Origin of the sequence: Phenylobacterium sp., assembly GCF_013822795.1 — a bacterium.
Classification (GTDB): Bacteria; Pseudomonadota; Alphaproteobacteria; order Caulobacterales; family Caulobacteraceae; genus Phenylobacterium.
Genome location: NZ_PNLB01000033.1, coordinates 1 through 24,616, shown reverse-complemented (window position 1 = coordinate 24,616; position 24,616 = coordinate 1). Strand labels below are relative to the sequence as shown.

General features: G+C 65.6%; 26 protein-coding genes, 2 tRNA genes and 1 pseudogene. 20 read left to right on the top strand and 9 right to left on the bottom strand.

All coding sequences use genetic code 11. The features are described from left to right. From C0481_RS21330 to C0481_RS21320, 3 genes and pseudogenes are all read left to right on the top strand, one after another. Nucleotides 1-232 (top strand): annotated as a pseudogene (locus C0481_RS21330) (trigger factor); the annotation flags it as partial. A gap of 162 nt (nucleotides 233-394) precedes the next feature. Beyond that, on the top strand, nucleotides 395-1,009 hold the full coding sequence (locus C0481_RS21325; RefSeq protein WP_293407738.1) for an ATP-dependent Clp protease proteolytic subunit: 615 nt from the start codon (nucleotides 395-397) through the stop codon (nucleotides 1,007-1,009). Between the two features lie 46 nt (nucleotides 1,010-1,055). Continuing rightward, entirely contained in the window at nucleotides 1,056-1,541 is a 486-nt protein-coding gene (locus C0481_RS21320; protein ID WP_293407736.1) for a hypothetical protein, read from the top strand. Here the strand turns inward: C0481_RS21320 and C0481_RS21315 are convergent. Genes C0481_RS21315 through C0481_RS21300 form a run of 4 tightly spaced genes read right to left on the bottom strand, consistent with a single transcriptional unit; the run spans nucleotide 1,531 to nucleotide 3,191 of the window. Beyond that, the gene (locus C0481_RS21315; RefSeq protein WP_293407734.1) at nucleotides 1,531-1,791 is read right to left on the bottom strand and encodes a hypothetical protein; all 261 of its coding nucleotides are present in this window, start codon (nucleotides 1,789-1,791) and stop codon (nucleotides 1,531-1,533) included. The two genes, C0481_RS21320 and C0481_RS21315, sit on opposite strands and share 11 nt — an antisense overlap. A gap of 4 nt (nucleotides 1,792-1,795) precedes the next feature. Next, the gene (locus tag C0481_RS21310; RefSeq protein WP_293407732.1) at nucleotides 1,796-2,182 is read right to left on the bottom strand and encodes a nucleoside triphosphate pyrophosphohydrolase; all 387 of its coding nucleotides are present in this window, start codon (nucleotides 2,180-2,182) and stop codon (nucleotides 1,796-1,798) included. 2 nt (nucleotides 2,183-2,184) lie between these two features. Next, nucleotides 2,185-2,502: a helix-turn-helix domain-containing protein gene (locus C0481_RS21305; RefSeq protein WP_293407730.1), complete on the bottom strand. Its 318-nt coding sequence runs from the start codon at nucleotides 2,500-2,502 to the stop codon at nucleotides 2,185-2,187. Between the two features lie 23 nt (nucleotides 2,503-2,525). After that, nucleotides 2,526-3,191, bottom strand: a complete 666-nt coding sequence (locus C0481_RS21300) for an HAD-IB family hydrolase (RefSeq protein ID WP_293407727.1) — start codon at nucleotides 3,189-3,191, stop codon at nucleotides 2,526-2,528. Between the two features lie 340 nt (nucleotides 3,192-3,531). Between C0481_RS21300 and clpX the strand changes: the two genes are divergently transcribed. Further along, nucleotides 3,532-4,794, top strand: a complete 1,263-nt coding sequence (clpX, locus tag C0481_RS21295; RefSeq protein ID WP_056018555.1) for an ATP-dependent Clp protease ATP-binding subunit ClpX — start codon at nucleotides 3,532-3,534, stop codon at nucleotides 4,792-4,794. 108 nt (nucleotides 4,795-4,902) lie between these two features. After that, nucleotides 4,903-6,291 (top strand): DHA2 family efflux MFS transporter permease subunit, encoded by a 1,389-nt coding sequence (locus tag C0481_RS21290; protein WP_293407724.1) that lies wholly within the window; start codon nucleotides 4,903-4,905, stop codon nucleotides 6,289-6,291. Nucleotide 6,292: 1 nt separating this feature from the next. Here C0481_RS21290 and C0481_RS21285 read toward each other — a convergent pair whose 3' ends face one another. Then, nucleotides 6,293-7,096, bottom strand: coding sequence for an ABC transporter substrate-binding protein (locus tag C0481_RS21285; protein WP_293407722.1), 804 nt, complete (start codon nucleotides 7,094-7,096; stop codon nucleotides 6,293-6,295). Between the two features lie 123 nt (nucleotides 7,097-7,219). Between C0481_RS21285 and C0481_RS21280 the strand changes: the two genes are divergently transcribed. The 9 genes from C0481_RS21280 to C0481_RS21240 all read left to right on the top strand — a co-directional run bounded on the left by C0481_RS21280 (nucleotide 7,220) and on the right by C0481_RS21240 (nucleotide 15,102). Beyond that, a complete protein-coding gene (locus tag C0481_RS21280; protein WP_293407720.1) occupies nucleotides 7,220-7,840 on the top strand; it encodes a DUF3011 domain-containing protein in 621 nt (206 codons plus the stop codon). 157 nt (nucleotides 7,841-7,997) lie between these two features. Next, entirely contained in the window at nucleotides 7,998-9,446 is a 1,449-nt protein-coding gene (locus C0481_RS21275; protein WP_293407717.1) for an amidohydrolase family protein, read from the top strand. Between the two features lie 205 nt (nucleotides 9,447-9,651). Then, complete coding sequence (lon, locus tag C0481_RS21270; RefSeq protein WP_293407715.1) at nucleotides 9,652-12,051, top strand: endopeptidase La; 2,400 nt, start codon at nucleotides 9,652-9,654, stop codon at nucleotides 12,049-12,051. 159 nt (nucleotides 12,052-12,210) lie between these two features. Beyond that, the gene (locus C0481_RS21265) at nucleotides 12,211-12,483 is read left to right on the top strand and encodes an HU family DNA-binding protein (protein WP_293407713.1); all 273 of its coding nucleotides are present in this window, start codon (nucleotides 12,211-12,213) and stop codon (nucleotides 12,481-12,483) included. A 71-nt stretch (nucleotides 12,484-12,554) separates the two neighbouring features. Then, nucleotides 12,555-12,631 (top strand) — tRNA-Val (locus tag C0481_RS21260). Nucleotides 12,632-12,772: 141 nt separating this feature from the next. Further along, complete coding sequence (locus C0481_RS21255; RefSeq protein WP_293407711.1) at nucleotides 12,773-13,366, top strand: hypothetical protein; 594 nt, start codon at nucleotides 12,773-12,775, stop codon at nucleotides 13,364-13,366. A gap of 76 nt (nucleotides 13,367-13,442) precedes the next feature. Further along, on the top strand, nucleotides 13,443-13,811 hold the full coding sequence (locus tag C0481_RS21250) for a hypothetical protein (protein WP_293407709.1): 369 nt from the start codon (nucleotides 13,443-13,445) through the stop codon (nucleotides 13,809-13,811). A 9-nt stretch (nucleotides 13,812-13,820) separates the two neighbouring features. After that, the gene (locus C0481_RS21245; RefSeq protein WP_293407707.1) at nucleotides 13,821-14,543 is read left to right on the top strand and encodes a C39 family peptidase; all 723 of its coding nucleotides are present in this window, start codon (nucleotides 13,821-13,823) and stop codon (nucleotides 14,541-14,543) included. 94 nt (nucleotides 14,544-14,637) lie between these two features. Next, nucleotides 14,638-15,102, top strand: a complete 465-nt coding sequence (locus tag C0481_RS21240) for a hypothetical protein (RefSeq protein ID WP_293407705.1) — start codon at nucleotides 14,638-14,640, stop codon at nucleotides 15,100-15,102. A gap of 2 nt (nucleotides 15,103-15,104) precedes the next feature. Here C0481_RS21240 and C0481_RS21235 read toward each other — a convergent pair whose 3' ends face one another. Both C0481_RS21235 and C0481_RS21230 read right to left on the bottom strand, forming a co-directional pair. Beyond that, complete coding sequence (locus tag C0481_RS21235) at nucleotides 15,105-16,421, bottom strand: transporter (RefSeq protein ID WP_293407703.1); 1,317 nt, start codon at nucleotides 16,419-16,421, stop codon at nucleotides 15,105-15,107. A gap of 71 nt (nucleotides 16,422-16,492) precedes the next feature. Continuing rightward, a complete protein-coding gene (locus C0481_RS21230) occupies nucleotides 16,493-17,035 on the bottom strand; it encodes a sigma-70 family RNA polymerase sigma factor (RefSeq protein ID WP_293407701.1) in 543 nt (180 codons plus the stop codon). A 527-nt stretch (nucleotides 17,036-17,562) separates the two neighbouring features. Here C0481_RS21230 and C0481_RS21225 point away from each other — a divergent pair. The 6 genes from C0481_RS21225 (at nucleotide 17,563) to C0481_RS21200 (ending at nucleotide 23,399) form a co-directional block, all read left to right on the top strand. Further along, nucleotides 17,563-18,477, top strand: coding sequence for an aldo/keto reductase (locus tag C0481_RS21225; RefSeq protein ID WP_293407699.1), 915 nt, complete (start codon nucleotides 17,563-17,565; stop codon nucleotides 18,475-18,477). A gap of 5 nt (nucleotides 18,478-18,482) precedes the next feature. Continuing rightward, nucleotides 18,483-18,947, top strand: coding sequence for a nucleoside deaminase (locus tag C0481_RS21220; protein ID WP_293407697.1), 465 nt, complete (start codon nucleotides 18,483-18,485; stop codon nucleotides 18,945-18,947). A gap of 120 nt (nucleotides 18,948-19,067) precedes the next feature. Beyond that, nucleotides 19,068-20,327: a cytochrome P450 gene (locus C0481_RS21215; protein WP_293407695.1), complete on the top strand. Its 1,260-nt coding sequence runs from the start codon at nucleotides 19,068-19,070 to the stop codon at nucleotides 20,325-20,327. An 82-nt stretch (nucleotides 20,328-20,409) separates the two neighbouring features. Then, entirely contained in the window at nucleotides 20,410-22,329 is a 1,920-nt protein-coding gene (locus C0481_RS21210; protein WP_293407693.1) for an NAD(P)/FAD-dependent oxidoreductase, read from the top strand. 11 nt (nucleotides 22,330-22,340) lie between these two features. Further along, nucleotides 22,341-22,751, top strand: a complete 411-nt coding sequence (locus tag C0481_RS21205) for a GFA family protein (protein ID WP_293407691.1) — start codon at nucleotides 22,341-22,343, stop codon at nucleotides 22,749-22,751. A gap of 78 nt (nucleotides 22,752-22,829) precedes the next feature. Beyond that, nucleotides 22,830-23,399, top strand: a complete 570-nt coding sequence (locus tag C0481_RS21200; RefSeq protein WP_293407689.1) for an NAD(P)H-dependent oxidoreductase — start codon at nucleotides 22,830-22,832, stop codon at nucleotides 23,397-23,399. 47 nt (nucleotides 23,400-23,446) lie between these two features. On the opposite strand, the gene C0481_RS21195 is transcribed toward C0481_RS21200, so the two are convergent. Together C0481_RS21195 and C0481_RS21190 are read right to left on the bottom strand one after the other, a co-directional pair. Beyond that, nucleotides 23,447-24,124, bottom strand: a complete 678-nt coding sequence (locus C0481_RS21195) for a PEPxxWA-CTERM sorting domain-containing protein (RefSeq protein ID WP_293407686.1) — start codon at nucleotides 24,122-24,124, stop codon at nucleotides 23,447-23,449. Nucleotides 24,125-24,301: 177 nt separating this feature from the next. Further along, nucleotides 24,302-24,378 (bottom strand) — tRNA-Asp (locus tag C0481_RS21190). Nucleotides 24,379-24,616: the final 238 nt, after the last annotated feature.

Here is a 24,616-nt window from a genome sequence, read left to right as displayed (position 1 = left end):
GCAGGAGCTGCTGGACGCGATGCGCCAGGAAGCCATGCGCTACGGCCCGCAAGCCCAACAGATCTTCGACATGTTCCGCCAGAACGCCAACATGCAGGCTCAGCTGCGCGCCCCGATCTTCGAGGACAAGGTCGTCGACCTGATCGTCGAGAAGGCCGCCGTCAAGGACGAGAAGGTCTCCAAGGACGACCTTCTGAAGGAAGACGATATGCCGGAAGGCTACAGCGCCTAAGCGCTGGTCGGACCCTAAGTCGGACGCACAAATCCCTCCCGGAAACGGGAGGGATTTTCTTTAGGACTATCGGTCACCTTGCGCTGGCCCCTCCGCCACGCGATATCGGAGGGGAACGCGGCTCTGCGCGCAGAGTCGACCCATTCAGAGAGGCTTCCTTTTATGCGTGACCCGCAGATCACCGCGCTGAACCTCGTTCCCATGGTTGTGGAGCAAACCAGCCGCGGCGAGCGCGCCTTTGACATCTTCTCGCGCCTGCTGAAGGAACGCGTGATCTTCCTGAACGGTCCGGTCGAGGACGGCATGTCGGCGCTGATCTGCGCCCAGCTGCTCTACCTCGAAGCCGAGAACCCGAAGAAAGAGATCCAGATGTACATCAACTCCCCCGGCGGGGTGGTGACGTCCGGTCTCGCGATCTACGACACCATGCAGTACATCCGCTCGCCGGTCGTGACCCTGTGCATGGGCATGGCCGCGTCGATGGGCTCGTTCCTGCTGATGGCCGGCGAGAAGGACCAGCGGATCGCGCTGCCCAACAGCCGCATCATGGTGCACCAACCGTCGGGTGGTTACTCGGGCAAGGCCTCGGACATCGAGCGCCACGCCGAGGACATCATCAAGACCAAGCGTCGCCTGAATGAGATCTACGCCAAGCACACCGGCCGCTCGTACGAAGAGGTCGAGGAAAAGCTCGACCGCGACACCTTCATGACCCCGGAAGAGGCCAAGGAGTGGGGCCTGGTCGACCACGTGATCGAACGTCGCGCCGAAGACTAGGGCCGACGCCGTGCCGGGCCATGTTCTCGTCGTGGGCGGGACCGGCATGCTGGCAGGACTTGTGGAGGCGCTCGCCGGTGACGGCGGGCGCCTTTCGCTTTTGTCGCGTCACGCTTCGCAGCATCCGGGCGGATTCGATTGCGACTATCACGACGCCGAGGGGTTTGGCCGCGCCCTGGCGGCGGCGAGCGCGCGCAACGGTCCGGTCGATCTGGCTGTTGCCTGGTTCCACACCCTGAAGATCGCCGCGCCGCGGATGCTGGCCGAGCAGGTGAGCGGACGGATGTTCCAGGTGCTGGGCAGTGGGACGGCAGATCCTGCGCATCCGCATCGGCTGGCGGCGGCCGCTGCGGTGGCCGACGGCCTGGCGGACTGTCAGCTCCGGCAGGTGGTGCTCGGCTTTCGGATCGTCAACGATCGTTCGCGTTGGCTGACAAACGACGAGATTTCCGCTGGCGTGCTGGACGCGATCCGCACTGATCGCCCGACGAGCATCATCGGCCAGGTGGAGCCTTGGTCGGCTAGGCCTTGAGGCGCGAGGCCGTTGCGGCCAGCAGGCGCTCGCGGCCGTCGGGGGCGGTGACGTCGAACCGCTCGAAGTCCGTCCCCTCTTGGGCCCGCAGGTCAGCGAACAGTCCCTTCGGATCCTCGTGGAAATGCAGGAACGCCTGACTTCGGCGATAGAACACGCCGCGCTTCTTCTCGACCATTCCGGTGAGGCAGCGCAGCTGCGCCAGCAGGGGCTCCAGGTCGTCAAGCGCGCTGGTCCCGGCGTGCTTCATCCGGCTAATCCTCGCGAGGGTACTGGAGCGGACGGGCCAGATAGTAGGCGGCCGCGGGCAGACCGTCCGTCGCCTCAACCGCAGCGTTGTAGACCCGCGCGTCGAAGCCGCCACGTTCGGCGCGTTTGGCCAGACGGGCGACCTCTACCTCCTGCAGGCTGAGGCCGTGGGCCGCGGCCAGGGCGTGGACCACCTCCAGGACGTCAGCCAGTTCGCCGGCGATCTCGTCCGGGTTCGCCAGCCGGGCTTCGTTGGCTTCCTCGACCAGCTTATCGCCAAGTGCGGAGACGAACTCGGCGTCGTCGAGCCGGCGGTCGAAAACCGCCAGCCCCTGACCGCGCATGATCTCGGGCAGCCGGTCGCGGATCAGCTTCTGAACTCGGAAGCGCATGATCAGGGGACGTCGTCGTCGCCGACGATCCCGCCTTCGTCTTCCCAGGCGCCGATGGCCTGGGCCTGCTTGCGGCCGAACTTGAGGCGGACACCCGATCCGAACCCGTCGCCGTCGTCGATCAGCAGCACACCGAACGAATCCAGGGCCGCCAGCAGCCGCTCCATCGAGGGCGTGAGATCCAGCGGCGCATGGCCGGCGCTCTCCAGGGCCTGTAACGCCTCGATCTCGAGGCCGGCGCGGAGCGCCAGCTTAGCCTGGCTGACCCCGGTCAGGGCGCGGGCGGCGGCGATCTGGGCGCCGGAGACGACAGACGTCATGGATCCTCCTGTGGTCGGGCGGTTCAGGGCTTCTCCTGGAAGACCCGGTAGCCGGGTTCGTCGGCGATCGCGAGCATCTCACGATCTCCGCTTGTGTCGCCATAGGCTGCGCGCAACCGCACGTCGGGGCCGAAGACCTCCTGCAGTCGCCGCACCTTTTCCGGACCGCGGCAGTTGGGGCCGTCGAAGCTACCGGTGACCCGGTCACGAGCATCGAATTTCAGTTCAGTGCCGATCAACAGGTCAGCGCCGAGGCCGCGGGCGAAGGGCGCGACGACGATCTCCGGCGAGGCGGTGACGATGACCAGCTTGGCGCGCCGCTGTCCCCAGCGCCGCCAGGTGCGCAGGGCGTCCGGGCGCAGCATCCGCGGGGCCATCAGCTCGGCGAAGGCGCGGGCGTCGGCCTCGAGCCGCTCACGCGAGACTCCGGCGAGGAATTCGCGGGTCGCAGCCGCCTTGATACGCCCGCGGTTGCGGTGAGCCAGGTATGAGACCGCCGCCGGTGCAAGCTTGGCCAGGCCAAGATTGTAGCGCGTCGGGCCGGCGCGCCACTTCAGGAAGGCGGTGTAGCTGTCGTGGGTGGTCAAGGTGCCGTCGAAGTCGAAGGCCACCACGCCCGCGTCTTCAATCTGCTCGTCCAAGGATTCCACCTGCGAGCCGCCGATGCGGCGCAGTTGTCGTTTGGTCATATATCCCCCAACACGCCGCGTACTGAGGCGTGTCAACTCAACTCATCGCGTCTGGCTTCGGCCCGACCAATATGAGAGGGGCGGTTTCCGCGCCAGGGCGTCTCACTTGCGCCGTTTGAACGCAATCCCATCTAGGGATTCGGACATGCCCGCCATCGGGCGCCCCGCCGCCAAATGTCACTGAGTTATGTCAGAGGCTTGTGATCGTGGCTCGGATCGGGGAATGTCAAGGATTAGACAACCCCGGGCACGTATCCTGCACTGATGGCGTCAGGGACGCCTCCGGGCCGAACGATGGCGAGGACCACGGTCTGCGTTGTCGAGAGAGTGAGAAAAGAGCATGACCAAGGCCGCGAGCGGAGACTCCAAGAGCACGCTGTATTGCTCTTTCTGCGGCAAGAGCCAGCACGAGGTCCGCAAGCTTATCGCGGGCCCGACCGTGTTCATCTGTGATGAATGCGTCGAGCTGTGCATGGACATCATCCGCGAAGAACACAAGATTTCCTTTGTGAAGTCGAAGGACGGCGTTCCGACTCCGAAGGAGATCCGCGAAGTCCTCGATGACTATGTGATCGGCCAGGACCACGCCAAGAAGGTGCTCTCGGTTGCGGTGCATAACCACTACAAGCGCCTGAACCACGCGACGAAGAACAACGACGTCGAGCTGGGCAAGGCCAACATCCTGCTCATCGGTCCGACCGGCACGGGTAAGACCCTGCTGGCCCAGACCCTGGCGCGAATCATCGACGTTCCGTTCACCGTGGCCGACGCCACGACCCTGACCGAAGCCGGCTATGTCGGCGAGGACGTCGAGAACATCATCCTGAAGCTGCTCCAGGCCGCCGACTACAATGTCGAGCGCGCTCAGCGCGGCATCGTCTACATCGACGAAGTCGACAAGATCAGCCGCAAGTCGGACAACCCCTCGATCACGCGCGACGTGTCGGGCGAGGGCGTTCAACAGGCGCTTCTGAAGATCATGGAAGGCACGGTCGCTTCGGTGCCGCCGCAAGGCGGCCGCAAGCATCCGCAGCAGGAGTTCCTGCAAGTCGACACGACGAACATCCTGTTCATCTGCGGCGGCGCGTTCGCCGGCCTGGAGAAGATCATCTCGGCCCGCGGTCAAGGCACCTCGATCGGCTTCGGCGCCAAGGTGTCGGACCCGGACGATCGCCGCACCGGCCAGATCTTCCGTCAGGTGGAGCCGGACGACCTGCTGCGCTTCGGCCTGATCCCGGAGTTCATCGGCCGTCTGCCGGTGATCGCGACCCTGGACGACCTCGACGAGGCCGCCCTGGTGAAGATCCTGACCGAGCCGAAGAACGCCTTCGTGAAGCAGTATCAGCGCCTGTTCGACATGGAGAACGTCGGCCTGACCTTCACCGACGACGCTCTGACGGCCGTGGCCCGCAAGGCCATCCAGCGCAAGACCGGCGCGCGCGGCCTGCGTTCGATCCTGGAAGGCATCCTGCTCGACACCATGTACGAGCTGCCGACCTATGACGGCGTCGAAGAAGTGGTGGTCAACGCCGAGGTGGTGGAAGGCCGCGCCCAGCCGCTGGTCATCTATGCCGAGCGTCGCGACAAGGGCGGCGCCGCCTGAGGCGGTTGAGCGACCAATGATCATGGGCCCCGCGGACATGCGCCGCGGGGCCCTTTTCGTTTAGGGCCGGCGGTGAGCCAGGTCGGAGCAACCCCTTGCGATCGCGGCGTGGTCGCAGCGACCGAGCCTGCCGAGCGGCCGCTGAACGCTCGCCTGGTGTTGGCCGGGACGGTGCTCGGCTCAAGCCTGGCCTTCATCGACGGGTCGGCGGTGAACCTGACCCTTCCGGTGATCCAGCGGCAGCTCGGCGGCGATGCGGCCGGCGCGCAGTGGATCATGAACGCCTATGCGTTGATGCTCGGCGCGCTGGTGCTGGCCGGCGGCGCTGCAGCCGATCGCTACGGCAGGCGCACGATCTTCATTGTCGGCGTGGTGCTGTTCTCGGCGGCTTCTGCGCTTTGCGGCGCGGCGCCCAACCTGACATTGCTGATTATGGCCCGTGCGCTGCAGGGCGTTGGCGCCGCGCTCTTGGTTCCGGCCAGTCTGGCCCTGCTAGGTGCGTCGTTCGACGAGGCGGGTAGGGGACGCGCTGTCGGCGTCTGGGCCGGCGCCAGCGGCTTGATGAGCGCGATCGGGCCGGTGTTGGGCGGCTGGCTGACCGATGCGGTCTCTTGGCGGGCCGTATTCCTGATCAATCTCCCGCTGGCCGCCCTGGCGGTGTGGTTCATCCTGGCCGGCGCCCGCGAGAGCCGCGAGCCGGCGACGGGGCCCGTGGACTGGAGCGGCGCGGCCTGCGCCACCTTGGGGCTCAGCGCCCTGACCTGGAGCCTGACCCAGGCCTCGACCGCCGGGCCGTCGATGGCGGTCTGGGGGCTCGGCGCCGCGGGCGCTGTATTGCTCGTGATCTTCCTGCAGATCGAGCGTCGGGCGGCCAGCCCAATGGTCCCGCTGGACCTCTTCAGGAGCGCGGCGTTCTCGGGGGCCAATCTGCTGACGCTGCTGCTATATGCGGCGTTCGGCGGCGCGCTGTTCCTGCTGCCGTTTCAACTGATCGGCGTCCACGGCTATCCGGCGACGGAGGCTGGAGCCGCCTTGCTGCCGCTGTCGATCGGATTGGCTGCGCTGTCGCCCCTGGCCGGGACCCTATCTGCGCGTATCGGGGTGCGGGCGATGCTGACCCTTGGGCCGCTGCTGGCGGCTGCAGGGTTCGCCGGGCTGGCTTGGAGCGCGCAGGACGGCGCCTACTGGACCGGCGTCTTTCCGGGCCTGACCTTGCTGGCCCTGGGCATGGGCGTGGCCGTGGCGCCGTTGACCGATGCTGTGCTGGGCGCAGTTCCCAGCGCCTATGAAGGCGCGGCGTCGGGGGTGAACAACGCCACCGCGCGGATCGGGGGGCTGCTGGCGGTCGCTCTGGCGGGGTTTGCGTTGGCGCCCGGCGCGGCCGGCGGTGAAGCGATGACCCAGGCCTACCAAATCGCCATGGCGGCGGCGGCGTGCGCCGCGGCGGCCGCCGGGCTGGTCGGGGCGATCACCATGCGCTCGGAGGGCGAGCTCTAGCCTACTTGCCGGCGGCCGAGCGCGGCTTCAGGCGCTCGGTCCAGTCGAGGGTCGAAAGCCAGTAGTTGTTGGTGCGATCGAGGAAGCCGTCGCGCTTGCGAGCCTCCACCCAGCCGTTCAGCGTGTTGAGGAGGTCGGCGTCGCCCTTACGCACGGCGAAAGCGTCGGCGGTGCGGGCCAGGGGCTCGCCTTCGACCACGGCATATTTGTCGGGCGCCTTCACCGCGAGCAGCCGGGGGATAGGGGCCTTGTGCGCCAGACCGACGATGGCGCCGCCCTCAAGCGCCCGTTCGGCCGCGAGCAGATCGGGGAAGACCTCAATGGTGGCGGCCGGCAGCGTCGACTTGGCCAGGAGGATCGCCGGAGCGCCGGCGACCGCGCCAATGACGACATCGGCCTTGTCGAGATCCGCAATGCGGACCGGGGCCTTGCGGGCGACGACGATCGAGACGTCGGTTTCGCTGTAGGGCGTCGTGAACCAAGCCTGGCGCAGGCGGTCCGGCTCGATGGCCAGCGAGGCGGCGATCAGATCGCACTCGCCCTTGTTGAGCCGGCCGATCACGTCGGCATACGAGCCGCTGACGAATTCTGGCGCGAGGCCGAAGTCCGTCGCCAGGCGCTGGCCGATGTCGATCTCATGACCGATCCAGCGGCCCGACGGCGTCTTGAGCGCATAGGGGGCGCCTTCGACAACACAGATCTTCAGCGCGCCGCGCTTGGCCGCATCGTCGAGCGTGTCGGCCATCGCCGGGGCGGCGATCGTAAAGAGGCTGAGGATCACGCCCGTCACCAAGCCGCGTCGCATCTCGATCACCCCTCCTGGCTACGATCTCGATGAGAATTCCATTGTGGGCCGATGACAAGCGCTATTCTCAACGGAGAGTTGTTGGCGTTAGGGTGACGCTGGAACGTCATCGGAGGTCGGGGGATGCGTGTCGGCTTGATGATCGCGGCGTCGGTGCTCGGTCTATGGACCGCGCCAGTCACGCCGGCCTATGCGGACTCGTACATCGACTGCTCGTCGTCCGGTTACGGGCGGAATTACTGCCCGGTGAACTCGCGTGGGCGCGTCTGGCTGGACTACCAGTACAGCAACAACAACGGCGCCTGCATCGAGAACCAGAGCTGGGGCTGGGACGGGCGCGGCGTCTGGGTCGACCGTGGCTGCCGCGGTCGTTTCCGCGTCGAGGACCGCTACGGCGGCGGCGACAGCGGCAAGAAGGACAAGGACAACACCGCCGCGGTCGTGGGCGGCCTGCTGCTCGGCGGGCTGCTGCTGGGGGCGCTGGCGGCGGGCTCGAAAGAAAACAACGGCGGCGATTCCTCGGCGGACTCGCGCCAGGCCGTCGACAGTTGTTCGAACGAGGCGATGAGCCAAGCGTCGCGCTACGGCAGTCGGGCTCGCATAGATCGGATCACCTACGCGCGGCCGCAGGGCAGGGGCTACTCGGTGCAGGGATACGTCGCCGCCGATGTCGGGCCGCGATCGGTGACCTACAGCTTCAACTGCGACTACGACGGCCGGTACGCCAATGTGGAGCTAAACTGATACGCACGGCGGCGCGGGATCGCCGGGCGCGACCCCGAGGCCGAGCTCTGCGGGACGTTCATGTGCGCTCTCAACGCGGGGTGACGCGCGACGATATGTCGGGGACGCGGGCGACCCGAGGCGCTACACGACGCCTTCAGTTTTCCGGAAGGTCTTCATGCGTAGCGTCACCTTTGCAGCCCCTCTCGCCATCGCCCTGCTCATGGGCGGCTCCGTCGCGGCCTACGGGGCTGAGAAGGTCGATCTGCTGATCGTCGATGCGACCATCATCGACGTGGCGAGCGGCAAGCTGGATAAGGGTGCGGCCGTAGCGGTCCGCGGCGACACCATCGTCGCCGTCGAGCCGACCGCTAAGGCCAAGGCGGTGTTCAGCGCCAGCCGGACCATCGACGCCAAGGGGCGCTTCGTGATGCCCGGCCTTTGGGACAACCACGTGCACTTCGGCGGCGGCACTGAACTCATCGACGAGAACAAGGCCCTGCTTCCGCTCTACGTCGCCCACGGGATCACGACGGTGCGCGACGCTTCAGGCGACCTGCCTGAGCAGGTCCTGGCCTGGCGCGGGCAGGTGGCGTCCGGCGCGTTGCTCGGTCCGACCATCTTCACTTCCGGCCCCAAGATCGAGGGCGTGAAGCCGATGTGGAAGGGGACGATCGAGGTCGGAACCGAAGCCGAGGCCGACGCCGCGCTCGACAAGCTCCAGGGGCTCAAGGTGGACTTCGTGAAGATCACCGAGAACACCCTGACGCCGCAGTTGTTCATCTACACGGTCAAGCAGGCCAAGGCGCGGGGCCTGATCACCTCGGCTCACATCCCGGCTGCGATCACCGTCGATACGGCCAGCGAGGCCGGGCTCAGCTCGATCGAGCACATGGGCTATGCGCTGCGGATGGGCTCGCCGCAGGAGGCGCAGATCGCAGCCGACGTCGCGAGCGGCAAGATTACCGGCGCAGAGGCCACAATCCGGACGCTGGCGAGCTTTGACGAGGCGACGGCGATGGCCGGATTCCGCCGGCTGGCGGCGCGCGGGACCTACGTGTCGCCGACGCTCAACGGCAGCAAGGCGACGGCCTATCTCGACCAGGATGACCACAAGAACGACCCCTACCTGGCCTACATCGGCAAGGGCCTGCAGGCGACCTATGCCTGGCGCGTGGAGCGTGCCGCCAAGGACGACGCGGCGGCGATCGCCCGGCGTCACGCCGTCTACGAGAAGAACGCCTCGCTCGTGCCGATGCTTCAGAACGCCGGGGTGTCGATCCTGGCGGGCACGGACGCCGGGTTCCTCAACTCGTTCAACTATCCGGGCATCGGCCTGCACGACGAGCTGAAGATCTATGTCGACGCCGGCCTATCGCCGCTGCACGCGCTGCAGGCCTCGGTGATCAACGGGCCGCGTTTCCTGGGCCACGCCGACCGTTATGGGGCGATCGCCGCGGGCAAGGCGGCCGACATCCTGATCCTCGATCGCAACCCGCTCGGCGACATCATGGCGACGCGCGCCATCGGCGGCGTCGTGCTCAAGGGGCAATACTTCGACCGAAAAGCTCTGGATGAAATGTTGAAAAGCGCGGCAGAGGCCGCCTCCGCGTCTGGTGGCGCTTGAGTATCGCGCGGCATCTTCCCTAGATGGATCGTGTGCATATTTGCGGCTGCGCTTGAATGGCGGTCGGAAGCGTCCACATAAATGAGCCGATAAGCCGCCTTCAAAGGCGGACGGGCCGTCCGACTCAGACGCATCGTCTGAAGTGACCGCGGTCCGGGGGCCGAGCCTGATCCCCCAACAGGCCGGCAGGAGTTAAGAACGCATCATGTCCGAGATTAAGACCCTTCCCATTCTACCGCTGCGGGACATCGTGGTGTTCCCGCATCAACCGGTGCCGCTCTTCGTGGGCCGGGAGAAATCCGTACGCGCGCTCGAAGAGGCGATGCGGGGTGAAGGCAAGCAGATCCTCCTCGCGACCCAGAAGGACAAGGACGACGACGATCCGTCGCCCGAGGCCATCTATGACGTCGGCGTCGTGGCGACGGTTCTGCAGCTGCTGAAGCTTCCCGACGGCACCGTGAAGGTGCTGGTCGAAGGCAAGGCGCGCGCCGGCATTTCCCGTTTCACCGCCCAAGAAGAGTTCTACGAAGCCGAGATCGCCTTCATTTCCGAAGACGGCGCGGCCTCGCCCGAGGCCGAGGCGCTGTCGCGCGCGGTCGTCGAGCAGTTCGAGAACTACGTCAAACTGAACAAGAAGGTGCCGCCGGAGGCCCTGGCCTCCATGCCGCAGGTCGACGCGCCCGGCGAACTGGCTGACCGCATCGCCTCGCATCTCTCGGTGAAGATCGCCGAGAAGCAGAGCCTGCTTGAGATCTTCAACGTCGTGAAGCGTCTGGAGAAGGTCTACGCCCTCATGGAGGGCGAGATCTCGGTCATGCAGACCGAGAAGAAGATCCGGAACCGCGTGAAGCGGCAGATGGAGAAGACCCAGCGCGAGTACTATCTCAACGAGCAGATGAAGGCGATCCAGCGCGAGCTGGGCGAGCAGGACGATCAGCGCGACGAACTGATCGAGCTTGAGAAGCGCATCAAAAAGACCAAGCTGTCCAAGGAGGCCCGCACCAAGGCCGAGGGCGAGCTGAAGAAGCTGCGCAACATGAGCCCGATGTCGGCGGAATCGACCGTCGTGCGGAACTACCTCGACTGGCTGCTCTCGATCCCGTGGGGCAAGACCAAGACCAAGGCCATCGACCTGGTGAAGGCCGAGGAGATCTTGAACCGCGACCACTTTGGCCTCGAGAAGGTCAAGGAGCGGATCCTGGAGTACCTCGCTGTGCAGGCGCGGGTCGGCTCACTGAAGGGCCCGATCCTCTGCCTCGTCGGTCCTCCGGGCGTCGGTAAGACCTCGCTGGGCAAGTCGATCGCCGAGGCGACCGGCCGCGAGTTTGTGCGCGTCTCCCTGGGCGGCGTGCGGGACGAAGCCGAGATCCGCGGTCACCGCCGGACCTATATCGGTTCGATGCCTGGCAAGATCATCCAGTCGATGAAGAAGGCCAAGTCCACCAACGCCTTCTTCCTGCTCGACGAGATCGACAAGATGGGCTCGGACTACCGGGGCGACCCGGCCTCGGCCCTGCTTGAAGTGCTGGATCCGGCGCAGAACTCGACGTTCGGCGACCACTACCTGGAGGTCGACTACGACCTGTCGCCGGTGATGTTCGTCACCACCGCCAACAGCCTGAACATGCCTCAGCCGCTGCTGGACCGGATGGAGATCATCCGCATCCCTGGCTACACCGAGGATGAGAAGGTCGAGATCGCCAAGCGCCACATCCTGCCCAAGCAGACCAAGGACCATGGCCTGACGGCTGAGGAGTTCGTGGTGCCGACCGAGACCATTCGCGACCTGATCCGCTACTACACGCGGGAAGCCGGTGTTCGCTCGCTGGAGCGGGAACTGGGCAACCTGGCGCGAAAGGTGGTCCGGGATCTGGGTCGTGAAAACGTCACCTCGATCACGGTCGACGACGAGCGGCTGGCCAAGTACGCGGGCGTGCAAAAATACCGCTACGGCGAGACGGACGAGGAGGATCAGGTCGGGATCATCACCGGTCTGGCCTACACCGAGTTCGGCGGCGACATCCTGACCATCGAAGCGGTCAAGATGCCGGGCAAGGGCCGGATGTCCATCACGGGCAACCTCAAGGACGTCATGAAGGAGTCGATCCAGGCGGCGGCCAGCTATGTCCGCAGCCGCGCGACGCACTTCGGCATCGAGCCGCCGATCTTCGAGAAGACCGACGTGCACATCCACGTGCCGGACGGCGCCACGCCCAAGGACGGCCCGTCCGCCGGCGCGGCCATGGCCACGGCCATCGTCTCGGTGCTGACCGGCATCCCGATCCGCAAGGACATCGCCATGACTGGCGAAGTCACGCTGCGGGGCAGGGTGACGGCCATCGGCGGCCTGAAGGAAAAGCTGCTCGCGGCTCTGCGCTCCGGCGTCAAGACCGTGCTGATCCCGCAGGAGAACGTGAAGGATCTGGCTGACATCCCGGACAACGTGAAGTCGGCGCTGGAGATCGTGCCGGTCTCCAATGTCGATGAAGTCCTTGCCCGGGCGCTGATTCAGCCCCTCACGCCGATCGAATGGAACCCGGCCGACCAACCGGCGGTATCGGTCGCGGCTGATGACGGCTCGGATGAGGCCATGATCACCCACTAAACGGTGGAAAACTGAGAAAAAATAAGGCGGCGCGGGGTCTCTCCGCGCCGCCTTTGTTTGACGAGCGAGAATCGGCCGCCATAATCGCGCAACGCGAAGCAGCCTCGCGCTTCCGCGAGAGGTTCGCGGTTTGAGATAACGGGCTGGGAGAGACAAGAAATGACCAAGGCCGAACTCGTCACGGCGATTGCCGACAAGGCGGGCCTGAACAAGGCGCAGGCGAAGGACGCTCTGGAAGCGTTCATCGAAAGCGTCACTGCGTCGCTGAAGGAGGGCCAAGAAGTCCGGCTCGTCGGTTTCGGCAGCTTCGTGCCGGTGACCCGCGCGGCGGGCACCGCGCGCAACCCGCGCACCGGCGAGACGGTGAGCCGTCCGGCTTCGAAGACGGCGCGTTTCCGCGTCGGCGAAGGCCTCAAGGGTTCGCTGAACTAAGGACCGCCCACGCGGTTTTCGTTCAAGGGCGGCCTCCCGGCGTGGAGGTCGCCCTTTTTCGCATTCTATGAGGGCGGCTAGCTCAGCTGGTCAGAGCACCTGGTTTACACCCAGGGGGTCGGGGGTTCGAACCCCTCGCCGCCCACCACCTTCCCTGACGAGGACCGCTCTCGTCTCACAAATCGGGTTCACGGCCATGTGATCCGAACTCTCCGGGCGCCCCGACGGTTCTGGCGGCCGGAGGACAAGGCGCCTCCAGAGACACTAACGACCCTGGGAGGGTGACCCTATGAGATCCAAGCTTCTCACATCGGCTGCCGCGCTGGTGATCGGCCTCGGCATGAGCACCATGGCTATCGCGCAGGTCGACAATACGACGGCCGATAACACGTCGACGGCGACGGTGAACCAAGCGACCACCGATAATTCGAATAGCTCCACGACGGACAATTCGAACAATTCGACGACGGACAACTCCAACAACTCGGATAATTCAGACAACTCAGACAACTCGAACAATTCAACGACTGACAACTCGAATAATTCCGACAACTCCAACAATTCGGATAACTCGAACAGCTCGGACAACTCGAACAGTTCGACGACCGACAACTCCGATAACTCGGACAACTCGGATAATTCGACGACTTCGACCTACTCCGCCGTGTCGACCCAGACACTCAGCGGTACGGTGACCGGCTCTCCGGTCTCCAACACGGGCGGCGACGGCGCGACGGGCTCCATCACCACCGGCAATGCGTCGTTCGACGGCGCGGCGTTTGGTGGGATCCAGACCGCGAACGCCAACTCCGGCATCAACTCGCAAGGCCAGGCTGCGACGTCGCTCTCGGCGAACGCCAACATCAGCTTCGGCGCTCCGTAAGCGTACCCGGGCCGGCGTCCGTCCCTGGGCGCCGGCCCGTACTCGCGTTCGAGGTTCTGGGGATTTGGAGGGAGCGATGTCGAACTGGAAGTTCGGAGGCCTCGTCGCCTTGGCCGCCTTTGGCGTTTCCAGCGCAGTCATGGCCGAAGACGCGCCACCTGCGAAAGCGCTGGCCGCGGCCGAGGAGCTGGATGTGGCCCCGATGGGCGATGCAGAACTCGGGGCCATCAGCGGCGGACAGTCCGTGGTCGTTGAGGCGCTCTCGAACCAGCAGCTTTCGGCTAGTAATTCGGGATCGGTCCAAGCCGATCAGGTCGCCACGGGCAACGTCGATTTCTCGACCGGCGACTACTCCGGCATCGGCAATTTCGTCGTCAACACCGGCAACAACAACAATCTGCAGGGCGTGATCAGCGTCAATATCGCCACCCTGGGCGGACCGTAGGCCAACGCCATGCCGGTTCGGAGTCGACAGGTCCTGTTTGCGGCGATCGCCGGCATCTGCGCATTCGCGGGTCCGGCCGCCGCCCAGATCGCCTTCACCGACGGTGGAGCGTTGTTCGCCCTGGATCGTGTGACGACCCTCCGGGACATGCCCTTCAGGACCGTCGTACGCCAGCAGTACGACTACAGCTGTGGGTCGGCGGCGCTGGCGACCCTGCTACGCTACCACTACGGCGTCGATGTCGCCGAGGCCGACATCTTCAAGGCGATGTACGCCGAGGGCGACCGGGCCCAGATCCAGAAAGTCGGCTTCTCGCTGCTAGATATGAAGCGCTACCTCGCGGCGCGCGGGTACAAGGCCGACGGCTATCGCATCGACGCCGACGCCCTGGTGCATGCAAAGTGGCCCTCGATCGCGGTGATTACAGTCGGAACCTACAAGCACTTCGTGGTGGTCAAAGGCGGCGGGGGCGGCCGGATCCTGGTCGGCGATCCGGCGCTGGGCCTGAAGTCCTATCGTCAGGCGGATTTCGAGAAGGTTTGGAACGGCATCGTGTTCGGAATTCACACCGGGCCGGCCCGCGGCATCTACAACGCCGATTACGAGTGGGCCGCGGCCACCACCTCGCTGTTCGGTCAGCCGTTGACGGACGACTCGCTGGCCGCCCTCACGCTGCACCTGCCGCCGCTCTATCAGGTGATCTGGGAGAACCGGCCGCCGGCCGGGTTCTGACGCCATGCGGTGTGTCTCGATCCTTGCAGCGCTTCTTCTGGGTCTTGTCGCGAGCGTCGACGCAGTTAGCGCCGAGCCTGCGCTTGGGGCGCCGTTGAGCGATGAGGAGCTGGCTCTCGAGCGCGGCGGGATCCAACTGCCGACCGGCATGGAGGTCGGCTTCGGCGCCTCGGTGCGGACCTTCGTCGACGGCTCGCTGGTGTTGGAGACGAAGCTGGTCTGGACCGATCAGGGCGCCATGCAGACCGAGGCGGCTCCCTCGCTCGCAAGCCAGGGGCAAAGCGGCCAGATCACCCTGTCCGACAGCGCCACGAAGTTACCGGGCGTGGCCGTAAGCGGGGACGGCGGCTCGACCGTGGTGCTGCACGAGCTGAGCGCGGCAAGGATCGCCAATGTCGTCGTCAACACAGCCAGCAATCGCGACATTCGCCAGGAGGTCCAGATCGATCTGGCGATCCCCGAGCTCGCGCAGCTCCAGCAGTCGGCGATTCAGGAGCGCGCCAGCATGCGGATGATGGAGGCCGTCGGCGCGGCGCTGGGCGACGCCGCGCGCCCCTGACGTCAGAAGGCGTACGGCGCGCGTACGGTCAGGCGCATGTCCGGCGCATCGCTGGTCACCCCGAACTCAAAGCTGTTGATCAGGGTGATCCGCCGGTTCAGGCGGTAGGAGAGGCTCATCTGCAGGGCGCCGATCGAGAGGCTGTTCGAACTCTGCGTCGTGTTGTTGATCTCAGTGTCGGTCGGAAAGATGTAGTGGTGCGAGTAGCCGAATGAGACTGAGAACTTCGGATTGAGGGCCAGACCAAAGCCGATGCTGGCGTTGATCCCGTCGCCGGGATCGACCTCGCCGACGAAGATGTTGTTGCCGACGGCCTTGTCGACGTTGCCCGCGAAGTTGTGCAGGTAACTGACCCCGCCGTAAATCACCGCCGGATCGCTCGGATAGAGCATCGTCAGTCCAAGCTCGGTCGCCCAGAAGCCGGAGCCTGTCGCCAGGCCCCTGGCGACGGCGAAGCGGTCAAAATCGACATCATAGGGGCCGACGCCGGTGTCGGACTTGACCCGCAGGCCGGTGACGAAGATCGGCCAGCCGTTGTCGCCGCTGTTGAGCTGGTAGCGTCCGGACACCTCGATGTCCCCGATGTCGTTGGCGTCCAACTCCATGGTTCGGGTGACGGCCCGATCAGCCGCCGCGACCGTGGTGATGCGGTCGTGGCGATAGACGTAGGGCACGCGAGCTTCCACCTCCAGGCGGTTGGTCAGTCCGTAGCGCGCGGCCAGCGTGCCGACCACGGAGTCGCGGTCGGCGTCGCCGGCCTCGATCAGTCCAAGATTGATCCCCGGCACGATTTCGACGCCCCTGAAAGTCAGGCGGTTGGTCCCGGAGCGCACGTACTCCACCGTCGGGTCGAAGACGAAGCGTCCGGAGGGGGTCAGCACGCCCAGGCGCTCCGGAATGGCGGCGACCTCGCGGGCCTTCTGTTCGGTGGACGCTGGGGGAGGGGCCTCCCCGACGGGGCGCGGCGGCATCTGCGCGGACGCCGATGTGGTCGGCGCGGGGCCCAGGGGCGGATTGAGCGGCGCGGCCTGTTGTGGGGCGGCTGCGCGACCTGCTCGGATTTCCGCGAGGTCCTCGTCCCGCGTTGCGCGCAGCGCCCGCAGTTCCATGTCCTGTTGTTGGATCAGGGCGGCCTGCTCGGCCAGCTGGCGTTCTTGGGCGGTTAGTCGCGACGATTGGTCGACCAGCAACGCCTCGATGCGTTCCAGCTTTTTTGAGATGTCTTCCTGCGCGCGGGCGGGAGACGCGGCGACCAGCGTGACGATCGCAGCGCCGATGATCGCCAAGCGGTGGAGGGGGCGGGAAGGTGCTGTGGTCATCTGCTCGGATCCGAACTGTGGAGAGCCCCGTAGCCGCCGACTAAAACGCCAGGCTCGGCCGGGGAGTTCATTCAAGCGCCCGGGACCTGGGGCGGCGGGATGGGGCGGCGCGCAAGGTGGCGGCGCGCGGGCAGATCGTAGTCGAGCAACTCGGCCAGCCGAGCGCGAGCCCTGCTGACGCGGCTCTTCAGCGTGCCGGTGGCGCAGCCGCAGACCTCAGCGGCTTCCTCGTAGCTGAGGCCGGCGACGACGATCAGCAGCAAGGCGTCGCGGGTGTCGGGGGTCAGGCGGTCGAGGGAGCGCAACAGGTCGCCGAACTCGACCTGCCATTCCTGGTCGGGGGTGCAGGCCAGCTGGGCTGTCAGTTTGCCGTCGACGTCCTGAACGATGAGCCGCCGCCGCGCGTGGTTCGAGTAGAAGATGTTGCGCAGTATCTTGTAGAGCCAGGCCTTGAGGTTGGTCCCGGGTTCGTATGCGGCGCGAAAGCGCCAAGCCCGCACGAGAGTGTCCTGAACGAGGTCGTCGGCCTCTGGTCTGGATCGCGTCAGGCTCATGGCATAGGCGCGCATCATCGGAATAAGTGCGATGACGGCGTCCGGGAACACGTCGCGCATCGGCGGTAGCCCTCCTGGCCGCGAGAGCTCGTCAGGCTCTCGTCCTTCACGTTTCCCCCGCACCGACCTACGGCATGGCTGGCCGCACCGCCCACATCGGATAACGCTGTTACTATTACCGGTCGTTTGCGTATTCAAGGCATACGATGGTGTTGTGGGGTTTCGACCTGAGGTAAGCGTCGCCAGCGTGCCAGATTCGAATGAATTAGAGGCGCGATATAGTTTGGCTTGTTAAAACATATTAATGCAAAATATTGGATTTGGTATTGTCAGGTCGACCGCATTGGTCACGCTCTAATTCTAGTATAACTTTATTCGGCGAAATTTATCCTATCTTTGAGTGACGGTGTCGACGGGTCGGAAGCCGTTGCGTGCAGCCAGTTTCGGGCGAGCGCTGCGGGCGGGGCGGGCTTGCGCCACGGCCGTTGGAGAGGCTACCCACGCGGTGACTACCGCAGGCGTTGCGCGCGCCAATGCGACTTCTAGGCGCCGTCCCGGACGAGAACTTGCACAGCATCGCGAGCCCCATGCGTTACCGCGCCCTAGGTCGGACCGGCCTCCGTGTCTCCGAGATCGGCTTTGGCTGCGCCAGTTGGTGGGGCCAGAAGTCGTTCGACGAGCGGCAGGCGGTGGGTCTGGTTCACGCCGCGCTCGATCATGGGGTCACCTTCCTCGACACCGGGGCCGCCTATTCGGGAGGCGAGGCTGAGCCGCGGCTGGGCCGCGCGCTGAGGGGCAGGGATCTCGACAAGTTAGTTGTCGCCACCAAGGCCGGCACCTTCCACAACGGCCGCCGGGTGGCGCGAGACTTCCGGCCGCAGGCGATCGTCGCCAGCGCCGAGCGCAGCCTGCGCAACCTCGGCCTCCAGCGCTTACCGTTGCTGCAACTGCACGGCCCTTCAATCGCTGAGCTTGACGATGAGATGCTCATCGCCCTCGGGTCGCTGAAGCAGCGAGGCCTGGTCGGCGCGATCGGCGCCAACAGCTTTGATCCAGCGGTGATCGACCACATTATCGGACTGTCGGCGTTCGACGTCGTGATGGTCGATTACAACGTCCTGCGGCCCGAGCGCGCAGGGCTGATCGCCAGGGCGGCCCAGCAGGGCAAGGGCGTGCTGGCGGGCATGGCGCTGGCCATGGGGCACGCCAACAGACAGGTCCTGCGTCTGCGCGCGCCGCGAGACATCTGGTATGCGCTGCGGGCGCTCAAGAACCACCGCACCGACATCGCCAAGGGCGCGCGCTTCAGCTTCCTTGGTCAACTTGAAGGTCTGACGGCGCCGCAGGCGGCGCTGGCCTACGTGCTGGCCGATCCCAATGTTTCCTGCGCAGTGGTGGGCACGACGCGAATGGCGCATCTGATCGAAAACCTCGCCGCCTCCGGAGCGACCCTGCCGCCCGAGGTCTTGGCCCGGATCCGGCAGGCGCAGGGTCTGGAGTAGAAGCGATGGCGAGCGACGCGGACTTTCTGGCTCAGGCCGTGGATCTGGCGATGGCCAATGTCCTTAGCGGCGGGCGGCCGTTTGGCGCGGTGGTGGTCAAGGATGGAGTGGTGATCGCCACAGGCGTCAACGAAATCGGCGTCACCGGCGATCCGACCGCGCATGCGGAACTGACCGCCATGCGCCGGGCCGCGCAGGCGCTAGGCGCACCACGTCTGGACGGCTGCGTCGTCTACGCCAGCGGTCAGCCGTGTCCGATGTGTCTTGCAGCCATGCACATGACCGGCGTGCGCACGGTGCGCTTCTGCTACTCCAACGACGATGGCGAGGCCTTCGGCCTGTCCACCGCGGCGGTGTATGCCCAGATGGCCAAGCCGCTCGAGGGGCAGGCGATCGACATTCGCCACCAGTCGATAGCCCGTGACGGCCCCTCGCTCTATGCGGCCTGGAAGGCCCGACAGGATGGCTGAGAACCGAACTTAGTTTGGATTCAATGGGTTGTTGTCGTGGGGTGCGGATTGGGCTTTCATCGGCCCAACGGCGCTGGCGGCAGCTGCGACCAGGCGTCGATCGCATAGGGAGATCGCGCGATGGCTGACGGCGCCATGAAGCTGGCCGACGAGGCCAAGGCCAGGGCCTATTCCTTGCCGCTGGAAGAGTTTCACCCCGGCGATCCCGACCTGTTCCGCACCGATACGCACTGGCCGTACTTCGAGCGGCTGCGCCGGGAGGACCCGGTTCACTGGTGCCGCGACAGCGAGTTTGGGCCGTACTGGTCGATCACCAAGTTCAACGACATCATGGCCGTGGACACCAACCACGGGATCTTTTCGTCGGAAGCGGCGCTGGGCGGGATCACGATCCGCGATGCGCGGCCCGATCTGCGGCGGCCCAGCTTCATCGCGATGGATCCGCCCAAGCACGACGTGCAGCGCAAGACCGTCAGCCCGGTGGTGTCGCCCGCCAACCTGCAGGTGCTGGAGCCGATCATCCGCGAGCGGGCGGGGCGCATTCTTGACGAACTGCCGATCGGCGAGACCTTCGATTGGGTCGACCGGGTGTCGATCGAACTGACAACCCAGATGCTGGCGACGCTGTTCGACTATCCGTTCGAGCACCGGCGGCGGCTGACGCGCTGGTCTGACGTGGCGACCACCATCCCGATGCCCGGGGCGCTCTGCGAAACCGAGGAGGCGCGGCAGGCCGAGTTGATGGAGTGCCTGGCCAGCTTCACCGAGCTCTGGAACCAACGAGTCAATGCGCCGCCGTCCGGCGATCTGATTTCGATGCTGGCGCACGGCGAGGCCACGCGGAATATGAGCCCGGACGAGTATCTCGGGAACATCATCCTGCTGATCGTCGGTGGCAACGACACCACGCGCAATTCGATCAGCGGCGGGCTGCTGGCGCTGAACCAGAACCCGGAGCAGTACGAAAAGCTCAAGGCCAACCCGGCGCTGATCCCCTCGATGGTCTCGGAGATCATCCGCTGGCAGACGCCGCTCGCCCATATGCGTCGCACGGCGCTGGAGGACATCGAGCTGAGCGGCAAGCAGATCCGCAAGGGGGACAAGGTGGTGATGTGGTACGTCTCGGGCAACCGCGACGACGAGGTCATCGCAAACCCCGATGCGTTCGTCATCGATCGCGAGCGCTCGCGCCAGCACCTGTCCTTCGGGTTCGGCATCCACCGCTGCGTCGGCAATCGGCTGGCTGAGATGCAGCTGCGCATCGTCTGGGAGGAAATCCTCAAGCGCTTCAAGCACGTGGAGGTGGTCGGCGAGCCGCGGCGGGTCCGCTCCAGCTTCGTGAAAGGCTATGAAACGCTGCCGGTGCGCATTCACGCCTAGCTGACGCGACGGCGCCCTTTCCCTGGGCGGCGAGAGGCGTAGTCTTCTCGCATAACAACGATAACCAGGGCGGAGACGTGTCATGGCGGTGGACCTCGGGCCTCTCGACCAGGCGTTGGAAACGGCGCACTTGCCGGCGCTTTCGGCCGCGCTCGTTCACCTTACCGGCGATCCCAGTTGGCTGCGGCCGGAGTGGCGACCGGCCTACACGCCGCTGTCGCGCGGCGAGACCGGCGTTCCCGAAGCCGAGCAGGCCAAGATGCGCAAGCTCGCCAAGGCGGCGATCACCGACTACCTGACCGGCAAGGTCCCGATGGCGCCGACGCCTTCGGCCGAGATGGTTCGGCAGATGATGAGCTTCGTCGCCGGCGCCGACATTCCCGACGGCTATGGCGAGTTCCTGACTGACGAACTGGCGCTGGACGGACATTCGTCAAAGGACCCGAGCTGGTCTCCCGAACTGAAGACCGTCGCGCGCAGGCTGCACGTGCTGGTGATCGGGGCGGGGATGTCGGGACTGCTGACGGCCCTTCGTCTCGAGCAGGCGGGCTTGCCGTTTCAGGTGGTCGACAAGAACGCCGACGTCGGCGGCACCTGGCTGGAAAACACCTATCCTGGCTGCCGGGTCGATTCCTCCAATCACATGTACTCGTACAGCTTCGAGCCGAACCACTTCTGGCCGCAGCATTTCTCCACCCAGCCGGTGCTGCTGGACTATTTCCGGGGCGTGGCCGCCAAGCACGACCTGAAGAAGCACATCCGCTTTTCGACCACGGTCGAGGAGATGGTCTGGGACGATCATCGCGGTGTCTGGAAAGTCCGGCTGCAGACGCCCGAAGGCGTCGAGCATGTCGAGGCCAACGCCGTCGTCACGGCGGTCGGCCAGCTGAACCGGCCGCGTTTCCCGGACATCAAGGGCCGGGACCGCTTCGCCGGCCCGGCGTTCCATTCGGCCGAGTGGCGACACGACGTCGATCTGACCGGCAAGCGCGTGGCTGTGATCGGCACCGGCGCCAGCGCCTATCAGTTCGTGCCTGAGATCGCCGGCAAGGTCGCCAGCCTGACGGTCTTCCAGCGTACGCCGCCCTGGGGCTTCCCGGTCGCGCACTATCACGAGGACGTCCCCGAGGGGATGAACTGGCTGATGGAGCACGTGCCGTTCTATGACAAATGGTACCGCTTCTGGATGTTCTGGATGGTGACCGACGGGCTGTTGCCCATGGTCACCGCCGATCCCGGCTGGAACGGCCCGTCGACCGCGGTCAGCGAGCTGAACCAGGGCTTCCGCGACATGATCGCGATGGCCATCGCCGAGCAGGCGCCTGATCGCCCGGACCTGGTGGAGAAGGTGATCCCGACCTATCCGGTCGGTGGCAAGCGCTCGCTGCTCGACAATGGCGTCTGGATGGCCGCCCTGCAGCGGCCGAACGTCGAGCTCGTCACCGAGGGCATCGCCGAGATCACTGAGACTGGCGTCGTCACGGCCGACGGCAAGGCCCGCGACTTCGACGTGATCATCTACGGCACCGGATTCTACGCTTCGAAGTTTCTGTGGCCGATGCAGATCAAGGGCCGCGGCGGCGCCGATCTGCACGAAACCTGGGGCGGCGACGCCCGCGCCTATCTGGGCATGACCACGCCGGGCTTCCCGAACCTGTTCATGATCTATGGTCCGAACACCAACATCGTGGTCAACGGCTCGATCATCTTCTTCTCGGAGTGCAGCGTCCGCTACATCGTCGGTTGCCTGAAGCTGCTGGCCCAGACCGGCGCGATGGCGATGGAGCCTCGCCGCGACGTCCACGACGCCTTCAACGAGCGGGTGGATGCGGGCAACAGCCTGATGGCCTGGGGCGCTCCTCAGGTGACCAGCTGGTACAAGAGCGAGAGCGGCCGGGTCAGCCAGAATTGGCCGTTTGCACTGGTCGACTACTGGCGCGCGACGCTGGCGCCGGACCCCAACGATTTCGTGCTGACCAAGAGCGCCGAGCTGGTGAGCTAGGGGAGGGGATGATGAGCGAACTTCTGGGCGGCTGCGCCTGTGGCAAGGTCCGCTACAAGGTCAGTCAGGCACCGATGGGCGTCGGGGTCTGCCATTGCCGGCAATGTCAGTACAGCTCGGGCGGTGGTCCCAACTATGTCGCGTTGGTGATGCGCGACGCTTTCGAGGTCACGAGTGGGGCTCCCAAGGCCTTCGCCAGTCCAGGCGGCAGCGGCCAGGACGTGCAGCGAGCCTTTTGTCCCGACTGCGGGACGCCGCTTTATTCCGATCCGGTGGTGCTGCCGTTCCTGGCGGTGAAGCTCGGTGGACTGGATGACCCGTCGGCTCTGTCGCCGGGCATGCACATCTGGACGGTCGAGGCGCCGTCCTGGCATCAGATGACGCCCGGCTTGCCCGTGTTCGAGCGCGGTCCGCCGGGATAGGCCGAAGCGGAAAGCTGCCGCGGGACTTCGGCGCTGGCGCGGCTATGGTGGCGGCGCATCTGTTGCTCGGAGAATCCCATGGCCCTGAAGCTTAACGTCATCGTCTGCTCCACCCGTCCCGGCCGCGTGGGCCTCTCGATCGGGCGCTGGTTCGAGGAGTACGCCAAGGCGCACGGCGGTTTCGAGGTCAGCCTCGAAGACCTGGCCGATTACGCGCTGCCGGTGTTCGACGAGCCTCACCATCCGCGGCTGCGCAAGTACGAGCACGAGCACACCAAGGCTTGGAGCAAGAGCGTCGAAAGCGCCGACGCCTTCGTGTTCGTGACCCCGGAGTACAATTTCGGGCCGCCGCCCTCGCTGGTGAACGCGATGAACTATCTGGTGCTCGAGTGGCACAACAAGGTCGCCGGCTTCGTGAGCTATGGCGGCGTCTCGGGCGGCATTCGCGCCACCCAGGCCGAGAAGCTGATGATGACCAGCTTCAAGATCATGCCGCTGCCCGAGCAGGTGATGATCCCGATGTTCAGCCAGCACTTGGACGAGGAGAAGCGCTTCACCCCCAACGACATTCACCTGGCGTCGGCCAAATCGATGCTGGACGAGCTGGCCCGCTGGGGCGCGGCGCTGAAGGGGATGCGCGAGGCCTAGGCGTGGCGGCGGGGGGGCGGCGGGGCGGCCGCCCCCCGCGGCCGATATTATGCTTTGGCGATTGCGCGCCGGCGGCGCGTGTCGCGGATCGCTGCGCCAGTCATGCCGAAGCCGATGATCATGATCGCCCAGGTCGCGGGCTCCGGCACGCCGGAGATGACCGCCGAGGAACTGGCGTAGTCCCAGGTCCCCTTGAAGCCCTGGGTCCCGTAGGTGTTGCCGTACAGGCCCTCGCCCGGCTCGATGCGGAAGTCGGACAGGCGGAAGACCGGGACGGTGTCGGTCCAGGTCGGCACCATCTCGCCTGAGACGCCGGTCACCTTCCCGCCGGAGAAGCGGATCGACGGGTCGGCGTAGTAATTTTCGTCGTCCACGTAGATCGGAAAGCCGTCATACATCTCGTGGATCGAATTCCAGGTCAGTCCCGCGACCTCGATGCGCCAGAACTCCTCGCCATCGGTCGGCAAGCCATAGAGGCCGGCGACAAGACCGCTGCCGCCTTGGTCGAACACCCGATCAGCGCTGAAGCGCGCGGTAAGCGTGACGATATCCCCCAGGGCGAGTTTCTGATCGACCCCGGTGTTTAGCTCCCATGGGCTGTAGCCCAGTTCGTTGACCAGCTCGCCTTTGAGCGTGACCTCATAGTAGCGGGCCGCCTGGGCGGACCCGGACCAGAGACAGGCTGCCGCCGCGAAGGCGAGAACCGGCGCGTGTACCTTTGGCATAGCTTCGCTCCCTCATTGGAGGAAAGCGGACGCCCGCCACTACCCCAAGTCAAGCTGAGCTATTTTTGGTTTTTTCCGGGGGCGTGCGGAGGACCGGGCGGCGTTGCACGTGGGGTACACCACACAATCGCGGGCGAGGGCCGCTTTGCGCTATCTTTCTGAGATTTCAGGAAGAAGTGGCGCGAATGACGGGGCTCGAACCCGCGACCTCCGGCGTGACAGGCCGGCGCTCTAACCAACTGAGCTACATCCGCGTGACGGCGACGTCGCCGCGAGGGGCGTCTGATATGACCCCACCTGAATCGTGTCAACGGCCAATCTCGCGCAGCTGTGGATAAACCGCCTCGACCTGCATTTTTCCTCAGAAAGGGCGGGAGGGGCTCTCAAGTGTTGCGAGTGATTATCAATCGTAATTTCTACGCGGCGGAAGAACTGTGAGCCTGGATCACAGGCGCGAGGCGCGGAATTAACAGACGATGCAGGTTGCGCGCA

Excerpts from the sequence above, each read along its gene's own strand:
- C0481_RS21325 (WP_293407738.1), top strand. The coding sequence starts at position 395 with ATGCGTGACCCGCAGATCACCGCGCTGAACCTCGTTCCCATGGTTGTG.
- C0481_RS21320 (WP_293407736.1), top strand. The coding sequence starts at position 1,056 with ATGCTGGCAGGACTTGTGGAGGCGCTCGCCGGTGACGGCGGGCGCCTT.
- C0481_RS21315 (WP_293407734.1), bottom strand. The coding sequence starts at position 1,791 with ATGAAGCACGCCGGGACCAGCGCGCTTGACGACCTGGAGCCCCTGCTG.
- C0481_RS21310 (WP_293407732.1), bottom strand. The coding sequence starts at position 2,182 with ATGCGCTTCCGAGTTCAGAAGCTGATCCGCGACCGGCTGCCCGAGATC.
- C0481_RS21305 (WP_293407730.1), bottom strand. The coding sequence starts at position 2,502 with ATGACGTCTGTCGTCTCCGGCGCCCAGATCGCCGCCGCCCGCGCCCTG.
- C0481_RS21300 (WP_293407727.1), bottom strand. The coding sequence starts at position 3,191 with ATGACCAAACGACAACTGCGCCGCATCGGCGGCTCGCAGGTGGAATCC.
- clpX (WP_056018555.1), top strand. The coding sequence starts at position 3,532 with ATGACCAAGGCCGCGAGCGGAGACTCCAAGAGCACGCTGTATTGCTCT.
- C0481_RS21285 (WP_293407722.1), bottom strand. The coding sequence starts at position 7,096 with ATGCGACGCGGCTTGGTGACGGGCGTGATCCTCAGCCTCTTTACGATC.
- C0481_RS21280 (WP_293407720.1), top strand. The coding sequence starts at position 7,220 with ATGCGTGTCGGCTTGATGATCGCGGCGTCGGTGCTCGGTCTATGGACC.
- C0481_RS21275 (WP_293407717.1), top strand. The coding sequence starts at position 7,998 with ATGCGTAGCGTCACCTTTGCAGCCCCTCTCGCCATCGCCCTGCTCATG.
- lon (WP_293407715.1), top strand. The coding sequence starts at position 9,652 with ATGTCCGAGATTAAGACCCTTCCCATTCTACCGCTGCGGGACATCGTG.
- C0481_RS21265 (WP_293407713.1), top strand. The coding sequence starts at position 12,211 with ATGACCAAGGCCGAACTCGTCACGGCGATTGCCGACAAGGCGGGCCTG.
- C0481_RS21255 (WP_293407711.1), top strand. The coding sequence starts at position 12,773 with ATGAGATCCAAGCTTCTCACATCGGCTGCCGCGCTGGTGATCGGCCTC.
- C0481_RS21250 (WP_293407709.1), top strand. The coding sequence starts at position 13,443 with ATGTCGAACTGGAAGTTCGGAGGCCTCGTCGCCTTGGCCGCCTTTGGC.
- C0481_RS21245 (WP_293407707.1), top strand. The coding sequence starts at position 13,821 with ATGCCGGTTCGGAGTCGACAGGTCCTGTTTGCGGCGATCGCCGGCATC.
- C0481_RS21235 (WP_293407703.1), bottom strand. The coding sequence starts at position 16,421 with ATGACCACAGCACCTTCCCGCCCCCTCCACCGCTTGGCGATCATCGGC.
- C0481_RS21230 (WP_293407701.1), bottom strand. The coding sequence starts at position 17,035 with ATGCGCGACGTGTTCCCGGACGCCGTCATCGCACTTATTCCGATGATG.
- C0481_RS21225 (WP_293407699.1), top strand. The coding sequence starts at position 17,563 with ATGCGTTACCGCGCCCTAGGTCGGACCGGCCTCCGTGTCTCCGAGATC.
- C0481_RS21220 (WP_293407697.1), top strand. The coding sequence starts at position 18,483 with ATGGCGAGCGACGCGGACTTTCTGGCTCAGGCCGTGGATCTGGCGATG.
- C0481_RS21215 (WP_293407695.1), top strand. The coding sequence starts at position 19,068 with ATGGCTGACGGCGCCATGAAGCTGGCCGACGAGGCCAAGGCCAGGGCC.
- C0481_RS21210 (WP_293407693.1), top strand. The coding sequence starts at position 20,410 with ATGGCGGTGGACCTCGGGCCTCTCGACCAGGCGTTGGAAACGGCGCAC.
- C0481_RS21205 (WP_293407691.1), top strand. The coding sequence starts at position 22,341 with ATGAGCGAACTTCTGGGCGGCTGCGCCTGTGGCAAGGTCCGCTACAAG.
- C0481_RS21200 (WP_293407689.1), top strand. The coding sequence starts at position 22,830 with ATGGCCCTGAAGCTTAACGTCATCGTCTGCTCCACCCGTCCCGGCCGC.
- C0481_RS21195 (WP_293407686.1), bottom strand. The coding sequence starts at position 24,124 with ATGCCAAAGGTACACGCGCCGGTTCTCGCCTTCGCGGCGGCAGCCTGT.